This is a genomic window from Enterobacter bugandensis (assembly GCF_900324475.1).
GTDB classification, from domain to species: domain Bacteria; phylum Pseudomonadota; class Gammaproteobacteria; order Enterobacterales; family Enterobacteriaceae; genus Enterobacter; species Enterobacter bugandensis.
The window spans coordinates 4,084,352-4,104,757 of the sequence record NZ_LT992502.1; the positions used below are offsets into that span (position 1 = coordinate 4,084,352).

Here is a 20,406-nt window from a genome sequence, read left to right on the forward strand (position 1 = left end):
TTTACATCCTGAAATAAATGTGACTTAGAGCACATCCAGGATGGAACACAATTTCACTTAGGAATTTAGTATGAGCACACAATCTAAGGGCCTGCTTGCGCGTCTGACGCAGGGTAGCTTGGTTAAACAAATCCTGGTAGGTCTGGTTCTGGGTATTCTGCTGGCGCTGGTGTCAAAACCTGCCGCGGAAGCGACGGGGCTTCTCGGAACGCTTTTCGTGGGCGCGCTGAAGGCCGTTGCGCCGGTGCTGGTACTGATGCTGGTCATGGCTTCTATCGCCAATCACCAACACGGACAAAAAACCAACATTCGCCCGATTCTCTTTTTATATCTGCTGGGCACGTTTTCTGCTGCGCTGACCGCAGTGGTCTTTAGCTTCCTCTTCCCCTCCACGCTACATCTGACCTCTGCGGCGGGCGACGTCACGCCACCTTCAGGCATTGTGGAAGTGCTGCGCGGCCTGCTGATGAGCATGGTTACGAACCCCATTGATGCTCTGCTGAATGCCAACTACATTGGCATTCTGGTGTGGGCGATCGGCCTGGGCTTCGCCCTGCGTCACGGCAACGAAACGACGAAAAACCTGGTCAACGACATGTCCAACGCCGTGACCTTTATCGTTAAGGTCGTGATTCGCTTTGCACCCATCGGTATCTTCGGTCTGGTGTCGTCTACCCTGGCCACAACCGGCTTTGACGCGCTGTGGGGCTACGCGCAGCTGCTGATGGTGCTGGTCGGCTGTATGCTGCTGGTGGCGCTGGTGATCAACCCGCTGCTGGTGTTCTGGCAGATCCGCCGTAACCCGTATCCGCTGGTGCTCACCTGCTTGCGCGAGAGCGGCGTATACGCCTTCTTCACCCGCAGCTCGGCGGCAAACATTCCGGTCAACATGGCGCTGGCAGAGAAGCTGAACCTGGACCGCGATACCTATTCCGTGTCGATCCCGCTGGGTGCGACCGTGAACATGGCGGGTGCGGCGATCACCATCACCGTGCTGACCCTGGCGGCCGTGCAAACGCTGGGTATTCCTGTGGATCTGCCAACGGCGCTGCTGCTAAGCGTGGTGGCGTCGCTGTGTGCCTGTGGCGCATCCGGCGTGGCGGGCGGTTCGCTGCTGCTGATCCCGCTGGCGTGCAATATGTTCGGCATCCCGAACGAGATCGCCATGCAGGTTGTGGCCGTCGGCTTCATCATCGGCGTGCTGCAGGACTCCTGCGAAACCGCGCTGAACTCCTCTACCGACGTGCTGTTCACCGCAGCGGCCTGTCAGGCGGAAGACGCGCGTTTAGCGAAGAACGCGCTGCGAGGTTAACAGCAAAACGGCAACCCTGAGGTTGCCGTTTTTAGTGTTTGTACCCTCTCCCCGTGGGAGAGGGTCAGGGTGAGGGCATCAGGCCGCACCGATTAAAGTTCAGTAGGTCGGGTAAGCGCTAGCGCCACCCGATAAAACATTTAAAGCGTCACACCACTCTTAAAGATCGCCAGCTCGCGGAAGTCGTTCTTCTCGTTACAGGTCTGCCTGCCGTTAGCAAACTCCACGATAGTGTCCACGAACTCCGTCAGCAGCTGCGGCATGGCTTTGCCGTGAATCAGTTGCCCGGCATCGAAGTCGATCCAGTGCTTTTTCTTCGCCGCCAGTTCGCTGTTGGTGGCGATTTTGACCGTCGGCACAAAACCGCCGTACGGCGTACCGCGACCGGTGCTGAACAACACCATGTGACAGCCCGCCCCCGCCAGCGCGCTGGTGGCGACCGCATCGTTACCCGGCGCGCTCAGCAGGTTCAGGCCGTGGGTTTTCAGGCGTTCGCCGTAGCGCAGAACGTCCACCACCTGGCTGGCTCCCGCTTTCTGGGTGCAGCCGAGGGATTTCTCCTCCAGCGTGGTGATTCCGCCCGCCTTGTTCCCCGGCGACGGGTTCTCGTAAATGGGCTGATTGTGGGCAATGAAGTACTGTTTGAAGTCGTTCACCATGGTGACGGTCTTCTCAAACGTCTCTTCGTCACGGCAGTGGCTCATCAGAATGCGCTCCGCGCCAAACATCTCCGGCACTTCGGTCAGCACCGTCGTGCCGCCGTTGGCAATCACGTAATCCGAGAAGCGGCCCAGCATTGGGTTAGCGGTAATGCCGGAAAGACCGTCAGACCCGCCGCACTCCAGGCCAAACTTCAGTTCGCTCAGCCTGCCCGGCTCGCGCCTGTCGTGGCGCATCACCTCATACAGCTGATGCAACTGCTCAACGCCCGCTTCCACTTCGTCGTCCTGATGCTGGCACACCATGAAGTGAACGCGCTCAGGGTCGAATTCTCCCAGCGTCTCGCGGAAGGCGTCGACCTGGTTGTTCTCGCAGCCGAGGCCGATCACCAGCACCGCGCCCGCATTCGGGTGGCGCACCATGTTTTGCAGCATGGTGCGGGTGTTGATATGGTCGTCACCCAGCTGGGAGCAGCCGTAGGTGTGGCTGAACAGATGTACCCCGTCGATGCCCTCGGCATCGTGGGTCTCCTTCAGAAAGCGGGTCTGGATCTGACGCGCAATGCCGTTCACGCAGCCGACGGTCGGCAGGATCCACAGCTCGTTGCGGATCCCCACATCACCGTTTGCGCGACGGTAGATTTGCACCTCACGATCCCCCGCCTGCACGCCTGCCTTCGGTAGTTCAGGCTGATAGCTGTACTCGTCCAGATCGCTGAGATTGGTGCGGGTATTGTGGGAATGAATATATTCACCCGGTGCAATATCCGCCAGCGCATGGCCGATGGGCAAACCGTACTTCACCACGTTCTCCCCTTTTGCAATAGGGATCAGGGCAAACTTATGTCCACGTCCAATGGCCTGGCGCAACGTGACCGACTGGTTATCGAAGGCCACTTCCGTGCCTTCGGTTAAATCTGCCAGCGCGACGGCCACGTTATCCAGCGAATGGATTTTGATGTATTGCATATCAACCTCAGACGGCCTTAGTTCAGTTCAATGGCGAAGTAGTCACGCGCATTGTTAAAGCAGATGTTTTTCACCATTTCGCCCAGCAGCTGGATATCCGCTGGCGCTTCACCCGCGTGCACCCAGCGGCCAATCATCTGGCACAGGATGCGGCGGAAATATTCGTGGCGAGTGTAGGAGAGGAAGCTGCGGCTGTCGGTCAGCATGCCGACAAAGCGGCTTAACAGACCGAGCTGCGCCAGCTGCGTCATCTGACGCTCCATGCCGTCTTTCTGATCGTTGAACCACCAGCCGGATCCAAACTGCATCTTGCCCGGCATACCTTCGCCCTGGAAGTTGCCCACCATGGTGCCCAGCACTTCGTTATCGCGCGGGTTCAGGCAGTAGAGAATGGTTTTCGGCAGCAGGTTTTGCTCGTTCTGTTTGCTCAGCAGTTTTGACAGCTCTTCCGCCAGCGGGCGGTCGTTGATGGAGTCAAAGCCCACGTCCGCGCCCAGCAGTTTGAACTGGCGCTGGTTGTTATTGCGCAGCGCGCCGATGTGGTACTGCTGTACCCAGCCGCGACGGGCGTATTCCGCACCGAGGAATACCAGTACCGCCGTTTTGAACTGCGCCACTTCGTGCTCGCTAAGCGATTCACCGGAAAGGCGACGCGCCAGGATGCTGTCCAGTTCGGCTTCGTTGGATTCCGCGAACAGCACCACGTCCAGCGCGTGGTCAGAGACTTTACAGCCGTGCGCCGCGAAGTGGTCCAGGCGTTTGGTCAGCGCGGTTTGCAGGTCAGCGAAACGACGGATGTCGGTATCGGACACTTCCGCCAGCTTCGCCATGTAGTCGTTGAACGTGGCCTGCTCAATGTTGAAGGCTTTGTCCGGGCGCCAGCTTGGCAGCACTTTAATGTCAAAAGAGGCGTCTTTGGCGACAACGGCATGATGCTCCAGGGAGTCAATCGGATCGTCGGTGGTGCCCACCATCTTCACGTTCATCTGCTTCATGATGCCGCGCGCGGAGAAGTTATCCTGCGCCAGCAGTTCGTTGCACTGGTCCCAGATTTCATCCGCCGTAGCGGGAGAAAGCAGCTTGCCGGTGATACCAAACGGACGGCGTAGTTCGAGGTGCGTCCAGTGGTAAAGCGGGTTGCCGATAGTGTGCGGAACGGTCGCCGCCCAGGCGTCGAACTTCTCGCGATCGGTCGCGTCGCCGGTACACAGTCGCTCAGCCACGCCGTTGGTGCGCATTGCGCGCCATTTATAGTGGTCACCCTTCAGCCAGATATCATACAGGTTTTTGAAACGGTAATTTTCGGCAACCTGCTGCGGCGGTAAGTGGCAGTGGTAGTCGAAAATCGGCTGGTCTTTAGCGTAGTCGTGGTACAGGCGGCGGGCAAATTCGGTATCTAACAGAAAATCGTCGGTCATAAACGGCGTCATTATCGTCTTCCTCATTACGAGAGCGTCAGAAAGCGTATGTTCATATGCTGCAAAGTTATCACACCAATTTCCACTCACCGAAGCTTTTTTCGTGAGTGAGATCAATAAACGCTAACAAATAAATTACCCTCAATGGGGTAAACCCTTCTACAGGCCGCGCCGTTTCTGGCTTTGCGTGCAGCGATTAATGTCCCTACAAAGAATCATACATTTGTGATGTCACTCACCTTTTAAAGTTGTATGACAAGTTATCGTTTCGCCGTCGCAAACACTAAGCCGACGGAATGCGTTACCGGTGTGAGACACATCGGATTTAACGGTACGGATACCGACTTATGCACGCTTACTTATGGCAAGGTTCGGGCCGTTCCGGGACATTATCCCGGCTACGCCCCTCCCGTTACACAACTGCTCCCGGCAACGGTTGAGAGGTTGCCGTGCTCTGGCGCGGAAATAACATAACGATGAGGTTTTAGATGCGTAAAATTAAAGGGTTACGTTGGTATATGATCGCACTGGTGACGCTGGGCACCGTGCTGGGCTACCTGACACGTAACACCGTGGCAGCCGCGGCGCCGACGTTGATGGAAGAACTGCATATCTCCACGCAGCAATACTCTTACATCATCGCGGCCTATTCTGCCGCTTACACCGTCATGCAGCCTGTTGCTGGGTATGTTCTCGATATTCTGGGTACCAAAATCGGCTATGCCTTCTTCGCCATCGCCTGGGCGGTATTCTGCGGTGCAACCGCACTGGCAGGCAGCTGGGGCGGCCTGGCGCTGGCCCGTGGCGCGGTCGGTGCGGCAGAAGCCGCAATGATCCCGGCGGGGCTGAAAGCCAGCTCTGAGTGGTTCCCGGCAAAAGAGCGTTCCATTGCGGTGGGTTACTTCAACGTGGGCTCGTCCATCGGCGCAATGATTGCGCCACCGCTGGTGGTGTGGGCCATCGTGATGCACAGCTGGCAGATGGCATTCATTATCTCTGGCGTGCTGAGCTTCGCCTGGGCAATGGCGTGGCTGGTTTTCTATAAACACCCGCGCGATCAGAAAAAACTCTCCGAGGAAGAACGCGAATACATTATTGGTGGTCAGGAAGCGCAGCATCAGACCAACAATGGCAAGAAGATGTCCGTCTGGCAGATCCTGGGCACCCGTCAGTTCTGGGGTATCGCCCTGCCGCGCTTCCTGGCTGAACCGGCCTGGGGTACCTTCAACGCGTGGATCCCACTGTTTATGTTTAAAGTCTACGGCTTTAACCTGAAAGAGATCGCGATGTTCGCCTGGATGCCGATGCTGTTCGCTGACCTGGGCTGTATCGTAGGCGGCTACCTGCCACCGCTGTTCCAGCGCTGGTTTGGGGTGAACCTGATTGTTTCCCGTAAGATGGTGGTAACCATGGGCGCCCTGCTGATGATTGGCCCGGGCATGATTGGTCTGTTCACCAGCCCCTACGTCGCTATCGCGCTGCTGTGCATCGGTGGTTTTGCGCACCAGTCGCTCTCCGGCGCGCTGATTACGCTCTCGTCTGACGTCTTCGGTCGCAACGAAGTGGCCACCGCCAACGGCCTGACCGGGATGGCCGCGTGGACCGCGAGTACGATGTTCGCGCTGGTCGTCGGCGCGCTGGCGGATACCATCGGCTTCAGCCCGCTGTTCGCGGTGCTGGCAATCTTCGACCTGATGGGCGCGGTGGTTATCTGGACGGTGCTGAAAAGCAAATCCGCAGAGGAGCTGGCGAAAGAGTCTCTCGGGCGACCGGCTACGCAGAGTTAGCGAAAATGCGTTTCACCGAAGCCGCCCCCGGGCGGCTTTTTTAATGGCAAAATCTGGAGAGTATTCCGTGAAAGTGGTATAACAAATCATCTGCCGTACCCTGCCTGGAGCGCATATGGAAATCACCGAACCACGTCGTTTATATCAACAACTTGCTGCCGAGCTGAAAGATCGCATCGAGCAAGGAGTCTATCTTGTCGGTGATAAACTTCCCGCCGAGCGCTTTATCGCGGATGAAAAAAGCGTAAGCCGAACCGTGGTGCGCGAAGCGATTATCATGCTGGAAGTGGAAGGCTACGTTGAGGTACGCAAAGGTTCCGGCATTCACGTTATTTCTAATCAGCCTAAACACTCTCCGGTGGCGGATGAAAGTCTTGAATTCGCCAGCTACGGTCCGTTTGAGCTGCTCCAGGCTCGCCAGCTGATCGAAAGCAATATTGCCGAATTTGCCGCCACGCAGGTGACCAAGCAGGACATCATGAAGCTGATGGAGATCCAGGAGAACGCTCGCAAGGAAAAATGTTTCCGTGATTCCGAGTGGGACCTGCAGTTTCACGTTCAGGTCGCCCTGGCAACCCAAAATACAGCGCTGGCGGCAATCGTTGAGAAAATGTGGACTCAGCGCGTTCACAACCCGTACTGGAAAAAACTGCACGATCATATTGATTCGCGTACCGTGGACAACTGGTGTGACGACCACGATCAAATTCTTAAGGCGCTGATTCGTAAAGATCCCCACGCCGCGAAGCTCGCCATGTGGCAGCACCTGGAAAACACCAAGCAGATGCTCTTCAATGAAACCAGTGACGACTTCGAATTTAACGCTGACCGTTATCTTTTTGCCGATAATCCTGTCGTTCATCTCGATACGGCCCCGAGCGGCGCAAAATAGGCGACCTTTCTACCGGCAGGCGCTTCGCTGCGCCTCCCCGCCTGAATGGGTAAGCAAAACATATATAGTGTCAGCCTTTGTAAAATCCCTCGCTCACTTTCAGGGCTTACGCCAAAATCACCTCACCCTGCAAATTCTGTGACGCAGAACGTTGGGCTTTGTTACAATTGGATTCACTTCGTTATTTTGAAAGTTAGTGCTTGCTAACCAGCCAATTAACAGGGAACAGTGTTGGCCACACCGCAATGTGTCCGCGAGCGACCATAATGAAATCACAACAATGTCGCCGTGCTGTTTGTCCCGGATAACAGGCGAGACGTTAACCGATTTCCAGGAACACTGAATGGAACTTTTGACCCAACTGCTGCATGCCCTTTGGGCGCAGGATTTTGAAACGCTGGCCAACCCTTCCATGATTGGCATGCTCTATTTTGTCTTGTTTATGATTCTGTTCCTTGAGAATGGTTTGCTGCCTGCAGCCTTCTTGCCGGGCGACAGTTTGCTGGTGCTTGTCGGCGTGCTGTGTGCTAAAGGCGCAATGGCGTTCCCGCAAACCATTTTATTACTGACCGTCGCGGCCAGCCTTGGCTGCTGGGTGAGCTATATCCAGGGAAGATGGCTGGGCAATACCCGAATAGTACAGAACTGGCTTTCCCATCTGCCTGCGCACTATCACCAGCGGGCACACCACCTGTTCCATAAGCATGGGCTTTCCGCGCTGCTGATTGGCCGCTTTATCGCGTTTGTGCGCACCCTGCTGCCCACCATTGCCGGGCTGTCCGGGTTGAGCAGCGCACGCTTCCAGTTCTTCAACTGGATGAGCGGCCTGTTATGGGTTCTGATCCTGACGACGCTGGGCTATGCGCTGGGTAAGACGCCGGTCTTCATGAAATATGAAGATCAGCTGATGTCCTGCCTGATGCTGCTGCCTGTTGTTCTGCTGGTCTTCGGCCTGATCGGCTCGCTGGTTGTCCTGTGGAAGAAAAAATACGGAGCGCGAGGTTAACGATGGTTATCTCACCGCTCGCCATGCGCCGCTTTGCCTGTGCCTTTATTGCACTGGTGATGCTCAGTGCCGTACTGCTGGCCTGGAACACGCTTTCACATCAGGACGCTACGCTGGCCATTCGCCCGGTAAACCAGGGGGGCGGTGTGCCTGACGGTTTTTCTGTCTGGCATCATCTGGATGCAAACGGCATCCGCTTTAAAAGCATCACCCCGCAGGACGATGTTTTACTGATTAAGTTTGATTCCCGTGCGCAGAGCGCTGCCGCGAAAGCGGTTCTTGACCGTACGCTGCCGCACGGCTATATCATTGCCCAGCAGGAAGATGACAACCCGCCAGCCGCGTGGTTATCATTGATTCGCGATACGTCGCATCGGTTTGGATAACTTCCTGGATTCCGAATCTTTTCACTCACTTTGGTGAATCCCCCGTTTACTTACTATGCTTAAGTACGCGGAGCACCCCTCGAATGTACTCCGCATCATTTTGGATAGCGGCTAACCCCGCAACACAATGGAAGGTTTCGATAATGAAATTCCGCATGACCCTGGCTCTGGCCCTTTTTTCTTTAAGCACAACGACCTTCGCAAACTCTCTCTGTCAGGAGAAAGAACAGGATATTCAGCGTGAGATCGGTTATGCCGAAAAGCATAACAATCAGCACCGTGTTGATGGTCTCAAAAAAGCGCTGAGCGAAGTGAAAGCGAACTGTTCAGACAGCAAGCTGCGTGCCGATCACCAAAAGAAAATCGCTGAACAGAAGGACGAGATAGCCGAGCGCCGTCAAGACCTGCAGGAAGCGAAAGAGAAAGGGGATGCGGAAAAAATTGCTAAGCGCGAGAAGAAGTTGAAAGAGGCGCAGGACGACCTGAAAGCGCTGGAAGCTCGCGATTATTGAGTTAACGGAAATCTCAACAGGAGAGAATCATGTCAAAAGATACGACGTCTGAACATCTGCGCGCTGAACTGAAATCCCTGGCCGATACCCTTGAAGAGGTGCTGAACTCCTCTGCCGATAAGTCGAAAGAAGAAGTAAGCAAGCTGCGCAGCAAAGCGGAGCAGGCGCTGAAAGAGAGCCGCTACCGCCTGGGTGAAACCGGTGATGCACTGGCGAAACAGACCCGTGAAGCGGCTGCGCGTGCAGATGAATATGTGCGCGACAATCCATGGACGGGAGTTGGTATTGGTGCCGCAGTGGGTGTGGTACTGGGTGTCCTGCTGACGCGTCGTTGATATGGAAGATCCTCGTCACGCACAAGGGCCTGCTAATAACGTCCTCGGCATCGGCCAGCGTATTTTAACGACGCTGGTTGGGATTGCCGAAACGCGCGTCCGGCTGGCAGTGGTCGAACTGGAAGAGGAGAAAGCGAACCTCTTCCAGATGCTGCTGATGCTCGGGCTGACCATGCTCTTCGCCGCGTTTGGTCTGATGAGCCTGATGGTGTTAATCATCTGGGCCATTGACCCGCAGTATCGACTTAACGCGATGATTGCCACGACCGTCGTTCTGCTGGTCGCGGCGCTGATTGGCGGCATATGGACGATGCGTAAAGCGCGCAGGTCCACTTTCCTGCGCCACACGCGCCAGGAACTGGCTAACGATCGCGCCCTGCTGGAGGATGACAAGCCGTGAGCGATAAAGCGGAACGTCAGAAGCGAAAAGCGTACCTGTTAAGTCAGATCCAGCAGCAGCGGCTGGATCTGTCTGCCAGCCGCCGTGACTGGATCGACGCGACGCGACGGTTTGACCGTGGCTGGAATACCTTCCTGAGCCTGCGTTCGTGGGCACTGGTCGGCAGCAGCGTGATGGCTATCTGGACGGTTCGTCATCCGAATATGCTCATCCGCTGGGCCCGACGCGGTTTTGGTGCATGGAGCGCCTGGCGTCTGGTCAAAGCAACGTTGCGGCAACAACAGCTGCGGTGATAAACGCAAAACGGTAACTCAGGTTACCGTTTTTTGTTTCTGCCCTTCTCCCCGTGGGCTGAGGGCACCAGCGCGCACCTGCCCTTACTCAATATCTTTGAAGAAGATTGACAGTTTTCCTTGCTAACAATTGCTACCCGCCCCGTTTACACTCCTCTCCATCGACAGCAGAGCCGCGGTATCAACGCGGAATTGCAGACAAATAATGTTCAGCCGCTTATGTGGTTTCCTGGAGAGTAAAATGAAAAAATTAGAAGATGTTGGTGTACTGGTCGCGCGTATTCTGATGCCAATTCTGTTTATCGTGGCAGGTTGGGGCAAAATTACCGGTTATGCGGGTACCCAGCAGTATATGGAAGCCATGGGCGTTCCGGGGTTCCTGTTGCCACTGACCATTCTGCTTGAGTTTGGCGGCGGCCTGGCGGTTCTGTTCGGCTTCCTGACCCGCACCACCGCGCTGTTTACCGCAGGCTTCACCTTGCTGACCGCGTTCATCTTCCATAGCAACTTTGCTGAAGGCGTGAACTCACTGATGTTTATGAAAAACCTGACCATCGCGGGTGGCTTCCTGCTGCTGGCGATTACCGGCCCAGGCGCATACAGCATCGACCGCGTTCTGAATAAGAAATGGTAAGCACGCTATACTGAATAAACACAAAGCGAGGAGACATCTCCTCGCTTTTGCTATCTGACGGAGGAGTAAAAAATGGGACAACTCGTAGACGGCGTCTGGCAGGATGTCTGGTATGACACCAAATCCACCGGTGGACGCTTTAAGCGCTCTGTTTCGGCCTTCCGTAACTGGCTGACCGCCGACGGCGCACCCGGCCCGAGTGGCGAAGGGGGCTTTGCGGCGGAGAAAGATCGTTATCATCTTTATGTTTCCCTCGCCTGCCCGTGGGCGCACCGCACGCTGATCGTGCGCAAGCTAAAAGGCCTCGAATCCTTCATTCCGGTTTCAGTCGTCAACCCGTTGATGCTGGAAAACGGCTGGACGTTCGACAGTGATTTCCCCGCTGCGACCGGTGATGACCTGTATCACCACGATTTCCTCTACCAGCTCTACCTGCGCGCCGATCCGCACTACACCGGACGCGTGACCGTGCCGGTGCTGTGGGACAAGAAAAACCAGACGATAGTCAGCAATGAGTCCGCGGAAATCATCCGCATGTTCAATACCGCGTTTGATGCGCACGGCGCCCGCGCCGGGGATTACTACCCGGTTGAACTGCGCGATAAGATTGACGAGCTGAACAGCTGGATTTACGACAACGTCAACAACGGTGTCTATAAGGCCGGTTTCGCCACCAGCCAGGAAGCCTATGACGAAGCGGTCGGAAAGGTGTTTGAATCGCTGGAGCGCCTGGAGCAGATCCTGGGCCAGCATCGCTACCTGACGGGCGATCGCCTGACGGAAGCGGACATTCGCCTGTGGACCACGCTGGTTCGCTTTGACCCGGTCTATGTCACCCACTTTAAGTGCGATAAACACCGCATCAGCGACTACCTGAACCTGTATGGTTTCCTGCGAGACATCTACCAGATGCCGGGGATCGCGGAGACGGTCGATTTTGACCATATTCGCACCCACTATTTCCGCAGCCACAAGACCATCAACCCGACGGGCATCATCTCCATTGGCCCGTGGCAGGATCTGGATGAACCGCACGGGCGCGACGTGCGTTTCGGATAATTATTTAGGGAATCAATTGATTCCCTTTTTTAATTCACAGCATACATCTATCCTTACCTCGATCGCTTAGAAAACAAGTGATTGACTGATTAAGAGGCAAGGAAAATGGACTGGTATTTAAAAGTACTGCGCAACTACGTTGGATTTGGTGGCCGCGCCCGCCGCAAAGAGTACTGGATGTTCGTTCTGGTGAACTTCGTCCTGATTATGGTGCTGGGCATCGTGGATAAAATCCTCGGCTGGGAGCGCGCTGGCGGTGAAGGCGTACTCACTACGATTTATGGCTTGCTCGTTTTGCTGCCTTCATGGGCCGTGCTGTTTCGTCGTCTCCACGACACCGATCGTTCGGCGTGGTGGCTGCTGTTGCTGTTAATCCCGCTTGTCGGCTGGATCGTGATTTTAATTTTCAACTGTCAGAGCGGGACGCCGGGCGAAAACCGCTTTGGTCCGGATCCTAAGATCGGCGCGTAAATTACTGCCCGGTGGCGCTTACGCTTACCGGGCCTGCTCGCTTATTTGTTGTGATGCGCAAACAGCTTTGGAATTTCGCGCAGGCACCACGATTTGGCTTCGCCCATGCTGTCGCGGCGCCACGCCATAATAATGTCCACTTCGCTGGTATACTCCGGGCTCACCACCCTCAGTCGCCCTTCCGCAATATCTTTTTCGACAAACGGGTAGGGCATCGTCGCCACGCCCAAACCGGCCAGCAGCGCCTGCCGCTTGTTTTCCAGTGACGTGACCGTCAGACGCGGCTGTTTATCCAGCAGCTGAACCGTCAGCACCGGACGCTCGCGCGCGGTATCCGCCACCGCCACGCCGCGGTACTTCACGCGCGTCACTTCAGAGAGCGGCTCCGGCTCCTGGTGAATCGGGTGATCCGGCGCGGCGACGTAAACGTTCATGACGCTGTAGAGCTTGCGCGAGTTGATTTCTGACGATGAGCGGAAATGCATGTCAGGCGCAATGACGATATCCGCCCTGCCCGTCTCCAGACGCTCCCACGCCCCGGCCAGCACCTCGGTGATGATCGACAGCTGCGTATTGGCCTTCGCCGCCAGGCGGTCCACCAGCGGGAACAGCGCTTCGGTCGGCACCAGCGCTTCGGTGACTAACGTCAGGTGGGTTTCCCAGCCTCGCGCCAGCGCTTCGGCGTCCGTGGTGAGCTTGTCCGCCGCTTCCAGCAGCACGCGACCTCGCTCCAGCAGCATCCGCCCCACGTTGGTGAATTTTGTTCGATGACCGGAGCGATCGAAGAGCACGACGTCCAGCTCTTCCTCCAGTTTTTGCATGGTGTAGCTTAGCGCAGACGGAACGCGCCCCAGTTCATCTGCCGCCGCGGCAAAGCTGCCGCGCCGGTCAATCGCGTCCATGACGCGAAGCGCCTCAAGCGTCAATGCTCTCTCTTTAGCCATCTCGTTCTCATTCAGGAAATTTGAACATACCAGGCAGAATATCTGGCTAACAATGCAGCGTCCATACCTTTACCATTGTTTTAGTGTAAAGAGAGGTCAAGTTTATGATTACGACAAGAACAGCGAAACAGTGCGGACAAGCCGATTTCGGTTGGCTGCAGGCCCGCTACACCTTTTCCTTTGGACACTACTTTGACCCTAAACTCCTCGGTTACGCTTCACTGCGCGTGTTGAACCAGGAAGTGCTCGCCCCGGGCGCCTCCTTCCAGCCGCGTACGTATCCGAAAGTCGATATCCTGAACCTGATCCTGGAAGGCGAGGCAGAATACCGCGATAGCGAGGGCAATCATGTCCAGGCAAAGGCTGGCGAAGCGTTGTTAATTTCCACGCAGCCGGGCATCAGCTACAGCGAGCATAACCTCAGCAAAGACAAAACGCTGACGCGCATGCAGCTGTGGCTCGACGCCTGCCCTGAGCGAGAAAACCCGCTGGTGCAGAAAATAGATCTGAAGGGCGATAAACAGCAGCTGATTGCCTCGCCTGACGGCAGCAAGGACAGCTTGCAGCTGCGACAGCAGGTATGGCTGCACCATATCGAACTGAAAAAAGGTGAACAGGCAAGCTTCCAGCTGCACGGCCCGCGCGCCTATTTGCAGTCCATTCACGGTACGGTGCATGCGGTAACGCACGCGGAAGAGAAAGAAGCGCTCACCTGCGGCGACGGGGCGTTTATTCGTGACGAAGCGAATATCACCCTGGTGGCAGATACGCCGCTGCGCGCGCTGCTGATTGATTTGCCGGTTTAAGAGTTGCTCGATCGGACCCTCTCCCCTTTGGGAAGAGGGTCGAATGCCAATCGCTACACCTTACTCGCCATAATCTCAATAATCTGCCGGTCCGTTGCCTGCATTGAGCGGCACGCCAGGGCGCACAGGTTAGAGATAGACTGTTCTACGTCGTGGGCCACAATTCCTTCGTTACCCGTCACGCCCGACTCATCCAGCGCCATCATCACGGCTTTCCAGGCGCTGGTGACGCTGGTCGAGACTTTCATGGCGCAGCTGTTAGACGCCCCGTCGCAGATCATCCCGCTGACGTCACCGATCATACTGCCGATGGCCATTGCAATCGTCTGATAGCTTCCGCCCATCAGCCACGCCATCCCTGCGGCGGCCCCCATACCGGCCGTTGTCGCCGCACACAGCGCGGACAAACGCGGAAGCTGGTAATGGATGTAGATAGCCGACAGATGCGAGAGCATCAGCGCCCGCGCCAGCCGTTCGTCATCGGCCTGAACATGTTCAGCGACCACGACAACCGGCATGGTGGCTGTAATTCCCTGATTCCCGGAGCCCGAGTTACTCATCGCCGGCAGCGTCGCACCGCCCATGCGGGCATCCGAGGCCGCACTGGTGCGGATAACGATGTCTGAACCCAGATCCTGCGCCATCCATCCGCGTGCGCGCTGCTTATTGAGGGTGGTGCCAATGTGTAGCCCCCACTTCCCGCTAAGCCCTTCACGAGAGAGCGCGTCGTTCAGTTGCCCTGCTTCCAGGATAAAGCGGATCGCCTCGAACGGTACCTGTTCGACAAACTCCAGGATCTGCGAGAGCGTGGTGTTTGACAGTACAGCCAGCGGATCGTTACTTACCTCGGCCTGCCGCTCGTCAAGACTGAAGCGCGTTTCGCCGTGACAAACCACCTCCACCACGCGGGTATGTCCGCCCGCAATGGTCACCATGGCCGAGGCCTCACCGGCGTAGACGCAGGCACGTGAATAGAGGATCTCATCGCACGGCTCCTGCAATTTCACCTGCACCAGACCGGCGTTAAGCATTGCTTTGGCCCGCGCCAGCGCATCGGCGGTGACATCTTTCAGCACTTCCAGCCCCGCCTGCGCATTGCCACCGATGGCACCCAGCGCCGCCGCAATGGGCAGCCCGACCATGCCGGTGCCCGGCACCGTTACGCCAAGCCCGTTCTTCATCAGATTCGGCGATACCCACGCCTCAATCTTCGTGACGTCGCCGGGCAGTTGCTCTGCGGCAATCGCACAGGCAAGGGCCAGAGAAACGGGCTCGGTGCACCCCAGCGCAGGCTTAACTTCTTCCTGCACTACGCGAATAAATTGATTCCATAAAGGATGAGTTTGCTCAGACATCGTTACGACCTTATTTGCCCTCAGGAAAATGCGAGGAAAGGAGAAACACAAAGCAGCAGCCCGGTGATGACAATAATCACCAGCGATACGCCCTTATATTTATGCAGCGCCGGTACCTTGTAGACCAGCCACGCAGGGATCAGGCAGCCCACCATGCCGAAGATGGGGCTACAGATAGAGGTGAAGCTCAGTACCGGCGCGTTTAACACGATCGCGCTCCAGGCCAGCAGGATAGCGAACAGCATGATCCCGCGCTGGACGATGCTTTCATTAATACGTTCAGCCGGCATTTTACGGCGCAGGATATTCATCACGATCCCCTGCGTGGCTTCGCGGAAGCCGAGATAGACGCCGAAGAAGGCGGTCATCACGGCAAAAATATTGAGGATCACGCTGACGATTTTGACCCAGCCCGCGCCGTCGCCGCTGATAAACTGCGCCGCAATCGCCAGGGCGGAAATGTTCTGCTCGTAGGCTTTCACCGCTTCGTCGTGTCCCATCGCCAGGGTGAAAGAGACGGCGTAGAAGAAGACCGTGACAAAGAGTATGCCAAAGGCGATATTCATCGCCCGCAGCGCCTTATGACGCGCCACCTCAACGGATTTTTCCCGTGAACGATAGGAAATCACCATCGGGCTTAAGGTCTGGATAAACAGAATGGAGGTTAAGGTAAAGGGCAGCGTAATAATGGCATTTTTTATCAGCAACCCCATCGGCGGCAGCATACCGACGTTGGCTAAATGCCAGAGGCCGATCATTGAAAGCCCCAGCGCCGCCACCACAAATAATTTGGTCAGCACCATCAGGCTGGAGACTTTAAACAGCAGCTTTTCACCGCGCGAAGAGATGGCAACCAGAATACAGATCAGGAATAAGCCGTAGAAGGGATTTTCCGACAGCAACCCCTCGGTGACACCGAAAGTGTGCAAATAGGATGCGCTGTCGTTGGTGATAGCCGTGGAATAGACAAACATCCAGATGACCAGCATCACGAAATAAAGTGCACCTAATAAGATGCCCCAGTTTTTACCTAAATAACCGCTAATCACGCTCGGGTAGTCTTTACATTCCGGGGATTCCGCCAGCGTATTAATAAATAATCGCTGGAAGAGGTACATGGCCGGATAGCCAATAATCGAGGAGAGCAAAAAGACCCACAGCCCCATTAATCCAACCTGCACCGGAAGAAAAACGATACCCGCGCCGATAGCCATCCCGATACTCATGATGACCCAGCCCGTGTCGGTGCTGTCGAATTTGATCGCCTCTCGCCATTCGCTTTCGCTCATTCCCGCCCGCCTTGCCGCAGGGGAATCACTCACAATCACACTGCTGTTTGTTGCCATATTCATTGGGCACTCGCTTATTTTGTAGGGTAAACAATTGTTTTTATTAGGTTCCGATCGCCAGCGATTGCGAGTCAGAGAGCAGCAGGTGTTTGTTATTGGTGTGAGGAAATCATAGCCGGAGCAAGGGAGAAAAAAGTCACAAGTTTTATAGGGATTTCCTGACACTGAAGGAAAAATTGCTACTGGAGGTGGAAACGAGGAGGGTATTTTCTAAATGTGACAATATTCACGAAATTAAAAGCCTCCTCTAAGGAGGAGGCACAATGGCAATTGGAATTACATCGCTTGCGTAAACGTCCGCGAAATCACGTCCTGCTGCTGCTCGCGCGTCAGAGCGTTAAACCGTACTGCATAGCCGGATACGCGAATTGTCAGGTTCGGGTAGTTCTCCGGATGGGCAATGGCATCCAGCAGCATCTCCCGGTTCATGACGTTGACGTTCAGGTGCTGCCCGCCCTCAATAGACGCTTCGTGATGGAAGTACCCATCCAGCAGCCCCACCAGGTTGGTTTTGCGCACCAGTTCATCCTTGCCCAGCGCCTGCGGCACAATGGAGAAGGTATAGGAGATCCCGTCTTTCGCGTAGGTAAACGGCAGCTTGGCGACCGACGTTAGCGAAGCCACCGCCCCTTTCCTGTCGCGACCGTGCATTGGGTTGGCGCCAGGCGCAAACGGCGTGCCGCCGCGGCGTCCGTCCGGCGTGTTGCCCGTTTTCTGGCCGTAGACCACGTTGGAGGTGATAGTCAGGATCGACTGAGTCGGCACCGCGTTGCGATACGTCGGCAGCGCCTGGATCTTCTTCATAAATCGCTCCACCAGGTCGCAGGCGATGCTGTCCACGCGATCGTCATTATTGCCGTACTGCGGATAGTCGCCTTCTATGACGAAGTCCACCGCCAAACCGGTGTGGTCGCGCACTGGTTTCACCGTGGCGTACTTAATCGCCGACAGGGAATCCGCCGCCACCGACAGCCCGGCAATGCCGCAGGCCATGGTGCGATAGACGTCACGATCGTGCAGCGCCATCAGCGAGGCTTCGTAACTGTACTTATCATGCATGTAGTGAATGAGATTCAGCGCGCTGATGTACTGCACCGCCAGCCAGTCCATAAAGTGGTCGAGGCTCGCCATCACGGTGTCGTAATCCAGCACCTCATCCAGCAGCGGCTCGGTTTTCGGGCCGACCTGGATCTTCAGCTTCTCGTCCACCCCGCCGTTGATCGCGTACAGCAGCGTTTTAGCGAGGTTGGCGCGTGCGCCAAAGAACTGCATCTGCTTGCCGATCACCATTGGGCTGACGCAGCAGGCAATGGCGTAGTCGTCGCTGTTGAAGTCGGCGCGCATAAGATCGTCGTTCTCATACTGCAGCGACGAGGTGACGATCGACACCTGCGCGGCGTATTTCTTAAACGCGATCGGCAGCTGTTCAGACCAGAGGATCGTCAGGTTCGGCTCCGGCGCGGGCCCCATGGTATGAAGGGTATGAAGGTAGCGGAAGCTGTTTTTTGTCACCAGCGTACGGCCATCCAGCCCCATGCCGCCGATCACCTCCGTGGCCCAGATCGGATCGCCGGAGAAGAGCGTGTCGAACTCCGGCGTGCGCAGGAAGCGCACCATGCGGATCTTCATGATGAAGTGGTCGATCAGCTCCTGGGCCTGCGCCTCGTTAAGCCGCCCCGCCTGCATGTCGCGTTCAATGTAGATATCAAGGAACGAGGCCGTGCGCCCCAGCGACATCGCCCCGCCGTTCTGGGATTTCACTGCGGCAAGGTAGGCAAAGTAGACCCACTGCACCGCTTCCTGCGCGTTCATCGCCGGACGTGAAATATCAAAGCCATAGTTCGCCGCCATCTGCTGGATCTGCAGCAACGCACGCTTATGCTCCGCCAGTTCCTCGCGCAGGCGGATCGTCGCCTCCAGATCTTCGCCGCGCTCCAGCCTCCCCTGCAGATCGGCAAACTGCAGTTCACGCTCGCGCACCAGATAGCTGATGCCGTACAGCGCCACACGGCGGTAATCGCCGATAATGCGCCCGCGCCCGTAGCCGTCCGGCAGACCGGTCAGCACGCCAGATTTACGGCAGCGCATCATCTCCGGGGAGTAAACGTCAAACACGCCCTGGTTGTGGGTTTTACGCAGGTCGGTAAACAGGTATTCGAACTGCGGATCCATTTCCCGCCCGTAGGCTTCGAACGAGCTGCGGATCATGTTGATCCCGCCGTACGGATGCAGGGCGCGCTTGAGCGGCTTGTCGGTTTGCAGGCCGACGATCGTCTCAAGATCCTGGTCGATATAGCCCGGTCCGTGGGCGGTAATGGTGGTGGCAATGTTGGTGTCGAAATCCACCGGGGCGTGGGTGGCATTCTCCTGGCGAATGCCGACCATCACCTTCTGCCACAGCGCCGTCGTTGCTGGCGTCGCCTGCGCGAGGAAAGCTTCATCGCCTTCATAAGGGGTGTAGTTATGCTGAATAAAATCGCGGACGTTAACGGCGTTTTTCCATTCTTCACCGCGAAACCCGGCCCATGCGTCGCTGTAGGGCGCGACGCCCGTATCGATTGTTACTTTCATCAGATTCTCGCTTTATCAGGCGTAAGCCGCAGCCGGGATGACCTTCCCAAGACGGAGGGCGTCCAGCGCGATCATTTTTTCTTCGTTGGTAGGGATAACCGCGCAGGTCACGCGGGACGACTCGGTGGAGATGACGCGCGCACCCGCGCTGCCCGGCAGAGCGTTTTTCGCCTCGTCGAGCGCGATGCCAAACACCTTCAGATGTTCCGCCACCAGCGCGCGGATCAGCGTGGAGTTTTCACCGATGCCGCCAGTGAAGATCACGCCATCCAGACGGTGCAGAGACGCGGCGTGACCGGCGATATGCCGCGCTATGCGGTGGACAAAGGTCTTTATCGCCAGCTGCGCCCGGTCATTGCCGTCATGCCAGGCTTTCTCCAGCGCGCGTAAATCGGAGGAGATACCGGAGATGCCCAGCAACCCGGACTCTTTGTTGACCACGCGCTCCAGATCCTCGAAAGATTGACCGGTCTGCTGGGCAATCCACGCCATTGCGCCGAAGTCCACGTCGCCGCAGCGCGTGCCCATCACCAGCCCTTCCAGCGGCGTCATCCCCATTGAGGTATCGACGCTTTTACCGTTGCGCACCGCGCAGATGGACGCCCCGTTGCCGAGATGGGCAATCACCAGGCCGCTGTCCTCGGGGGACAGCCCGAGGAGCGCGTGCGCCTGCGCGGACACGTAGCGGTGAGAGGTGCCGTGGAAGCCGTAGCGGCGCACGCCCAGCTCTTCAAAATAGCGGTACGGCAGACCGTACAGATACGCCTGCGGCGCCATGGTCTGATGGAAGCTGGTGTCAAATACCGCCACCTGCTGCACGCCGGGGAACAGGCGCTCTGCGGCTTCCACGCCGCTCAGGTTGGCGTAGTTATGCAGCGGCGCCAGCGGGGAAACCAGGCGGATCTGCTCAATGACCTCTTCCGTGATGAGGGTCGACTCGCTGAAGAGATCGCCGCCGTGAGCGATGCGGTGGCCAATCAAGGCCACGCTGCTCATCAGGTCGCGTTTCTCCAGCTCGAGGGCGATGGCGGCCAGCGCCCCTTCGTAGTCCTGGTGAGCCAGTCTGACTGGCTCACCCCCGTTCACAGAAATAAAGGCTTTTTCAGTGTTGATGCCGTCCGCAATGCCCGTCAGCAGGGCATCGCAGCCTGCTGCGTCCAGCACCGAAAACTTAACGGAGGACGATCCGCAGTTAATAACCAGTACTACCGGAAATTCAGTCATGTGTTACTCCGCTCTTCCTGAGCT

The 20,406-nt window shown here is 56.7% G+C and carries 20 protein-coding genes; 13 read left to right on the forward strand and 7 right to left on the reverse strand.

Annotation, left to right across the window (positions count from 1 at the left end; all coding sequences use genetic code 11):
* Positions 1-70 precede the first annotated feature (70 nt).
* Positions 71-1,312: a serine/threonine transporter SstT gene (gene sstT, locus DG357_RS19720; protein ID WP_041907970.1), complete on the forward strand. Its 1,242-nt coding sequence runs from the start codon at positions 71-73 to the stop codon at positions 1,310-1,312.
* 140 nt (positions 1,313-1,452) lie between these two features.
* Here the strand turns inward: sstT and DG357_RS19725 are convergent, their stop codons facing one another.
* Together DG357_RS19725 and uxaC are read right to left on the reverse strand one after the other, a co-directional pair.
* Entirely contained in the window at positions 1,453-2,940 is a 1,488-nt protein-coding gene (locus DG357_RS19725; protein ID WP_088204363.1) for a UxaA family hydrolase, read from the reverse strand.
* 17 nt (positions 2,941-2,957) lie between these two features.
* Complete coding sequence (gene uxaC / locus DG357_RS19730; protein WP_088204362.1) at positions 2,958-4,370, reverse strand: glucuronate isomerase; 1,413 nt, start codon at positions 4,368-4,370, stop codon at positions 2,958-2,960.
* A gap of 476 nt (positions 4,371-4,846) precedes the next feature.
* Between uxaC and DG357_RS19735 the strand changes: the two genes are divergently transcribed.
* The 11 genes from DG357_RS19735 (at position 4,847) to DG357_RS19785 (ending at position 12,133) form a co-directional block, all read left to right on the forward strand.
* Positions 4,847-6,145 carry an MFS transporter gene (locus DG357_RS19735; protein WP_028014505.1) on the forward strand — a complete coding sequence of 433 codons (1,299 nt, stop codon included), beginning with the start codon at positions 4,847-4,849 and terminating at the stop codon, positions 6,143-6,145.
* A 115-nt stretch (positions 6,146-6,260) separates the two neighbouring features.
* The gene (gene exuR, locus DG357_RS19740; protein WP_028014506.1) at positions 6,261-7,037 is read left to right on the forward strand and encodes a transcriptional regulator ExuR; all 777 of its coding nucleotides are present in this window, start codon (positions 6,261-6,263) and stop codon (positions 7,035-7,037) included.
* A 343-nt stretch (positions 7,038-7,380) separates the two neighbouring features.
* Positions 7,381-8,043, forward strand: a complete 663-nt coding sequence (yqjA, locus tag DG357_RS19745; RefSeq protein WP_008503144.1) for a DedA family general envelope maintenance protein YqjA — start codon at positions 7,381-7,383, stop codon at positions 8,041-8,043.
* A 2-nt stretch (positions 8,044-8,045) separates the two neighbouring features.
* Positions 8,046-8,429, forward strand: coding sequence for an EnvZ/OmpR regulon moderator MzrA (gene mzrA, locus DG357_RS19750; RefSeq protein ID WP_028014507.1), 384 nt, complete (start codon positions 8,046-8,048; stop codon positions 8,427-8,429).
* Between the two features lie 143 nt (positions 8,430-8,572).
* Positions 8,573-8,941 carry a DUF1090 domain-containing protein gene (locus DG357_RS19755; protein WP_028014508.1) on the forward strand — a complete coding sequence of 123 codons (369 nt, stop codon included), beginning with the start codon at positions 8,573-8,575 and terminating at the stop codon, positions 8,939-8,941.
* 29 nt (positions 8,942-8,970) lie between these two features.
* Positions 8,971-9,276 carry a DUF883 family protein gene (locus DG357_RS19760; RefSeq protein ID WP_008503141.1) on the forward strand — a complete coding sequence of 102 codons (306 nt, stop codon included), beginning with the start codon at positions 8,971-8,973 and terminating at the stop codon, positions 9,274-9,276.
* 1 nt (position 9,277) lies between these two features.
* Positions 9,278-9,676, forward strand: a complete 399-nt coding sequence (locus DG357_RS19765) for a phage holin family protein (protein ID WP_041907961.1) — start codon at positions 9,278-9,280, stop codon at positions 9,674-9,676.
* The gene (locus DG357_RS19770) at positions 9,673-9,969 is read left to right on the forward strand and encodes a YqjK-like family protein (protein WP_014885330.1); all 297 of its coding nucleotides are present in this window, start codon (positions 9,673-9,675) and stop codon (positions 9,967-9,969) included. The genes DG357_RS19765 and DG357_RS19770 overlap by 4 nt, the downstream gene beginning before the upstream one ends.
* Before the next feature lie 241 nt (positions 9,970-10,210).
* Entirely contained in the window at positions 10,211-10,603 is a 393-nt protein-coding gene (locus DG357_RS19775) for a DoxX family protein (protein WP_014833394.1), read from the forward strand.
* 72 nt (positions 10,604-10,675) lie between these two features.
* A complete protein-coding gene (locus tag DG357_RS19780) occupies positions 10,676-11,662 on the forward strand; it encodes a glutathione S-transferase family protein (protein ID WP_048999509.1) in 987 nt (328 codons plus the stop codon).
* A gap of 105 nt (positions 11,663-11,767) precedes the next feature.
* Positions 11,768-12,133 (forward strand): DUF805 domain-containing protein, encoded by a 366-nt coding sequence (locus tag DG357_RS19785; protein WP_028014511.1) that lies wholly within the window; start codon positions 11,768-11,770, stop codon positions 12,131-12,133.
* 41 nt (positions 12,134-12,174) lie between these two features.
* Here the strand turns inward: DG357_RS19785 and yhaJ are convergent, their stop codons facing one another.
* Positions 12,175-13,077, reverse strand: coding sequence for a DNA-binding transcriptional regulator YhaJ (gene yhaJ / locus DG357_RS19790; protein ID WP_041907956.1), 903 nt, complete (start codon positions 13,075-13,077; stop codon positions 12,175-12,177).
* A gap of 104 nt (positions 13,078-13,181) precedes the next feature.
* Between yhaJ and DG357_RS19795 the strand changes: the two genes are divergently transcribed.
* A complete protein-coding gene (locus DG357_RS19795; RefSeq protein WP_028014512.1) occupies positions 13,182-13,883 on the forward strand; it encodes a pirin family protein in 702 nt (233 codons plus the stop codon).
* A 53-nt stretch (positions 13,884-13,936) separates the two neighbouring features.
* Here DG357_RS19795 and DG357_RS19800 read toward each other — a convergent pair whose 3' ends face one another.
* From DG357_RS19800 to tdcD, 4 genes are all read right to left on the reverse strand, one after another.
* Complete coding sequence (locus DG357_RS19800) at positions 13,937-15,238, reverse strand: L-cysteine desulfidase family protein (RefSeq protein WP_108780350.1); 1,302 nt, start codon at positions 15,236-15,238, stop codon at positions 13,937-13,939.
* A 20-nt stretch (positions 15,239-15,258) separates the two neighbouring features.
* On the reverse strand, positions 15,259-16,590 hold the full coding sequence (locus DG357_RS19805; RefSeq protein WP_041907950.1) for an SLC5/6 family protein: 1,332 nt from the start codon (positions 16,588-16,590) through the stop codon (positions 15,259-15,261).
* Between the two features lie 273 nt (positions 16,591-16,863).
* On the reverse strand, positions 16,864-19,158 hold the full coding sequence (gene pflB / locus DG357_RS19810) for a formate C-acetyltransferase (protein WP_088204360.1): 2,295 nt from the start codon (positions 19,156-19,158) through the stop codon (positions 16,864-16,866).
* Between the two features lie 15 nt (positions 19,159-19,173).
* Positions 19,174-20,382: a propionate kinase gene (gene tdcD, locus DG357_RS19815; RefSeq protein ID WP_088204359.1), complete on the reverse strand. Its 1,209-nt coding sequence runs from the start codon at positions 20,380-20,382 to the stop codon at positions 19,174-19,176.
* Between the last annotated feature and the right edge of the window lie 24 nt (positions 20,383-20,406).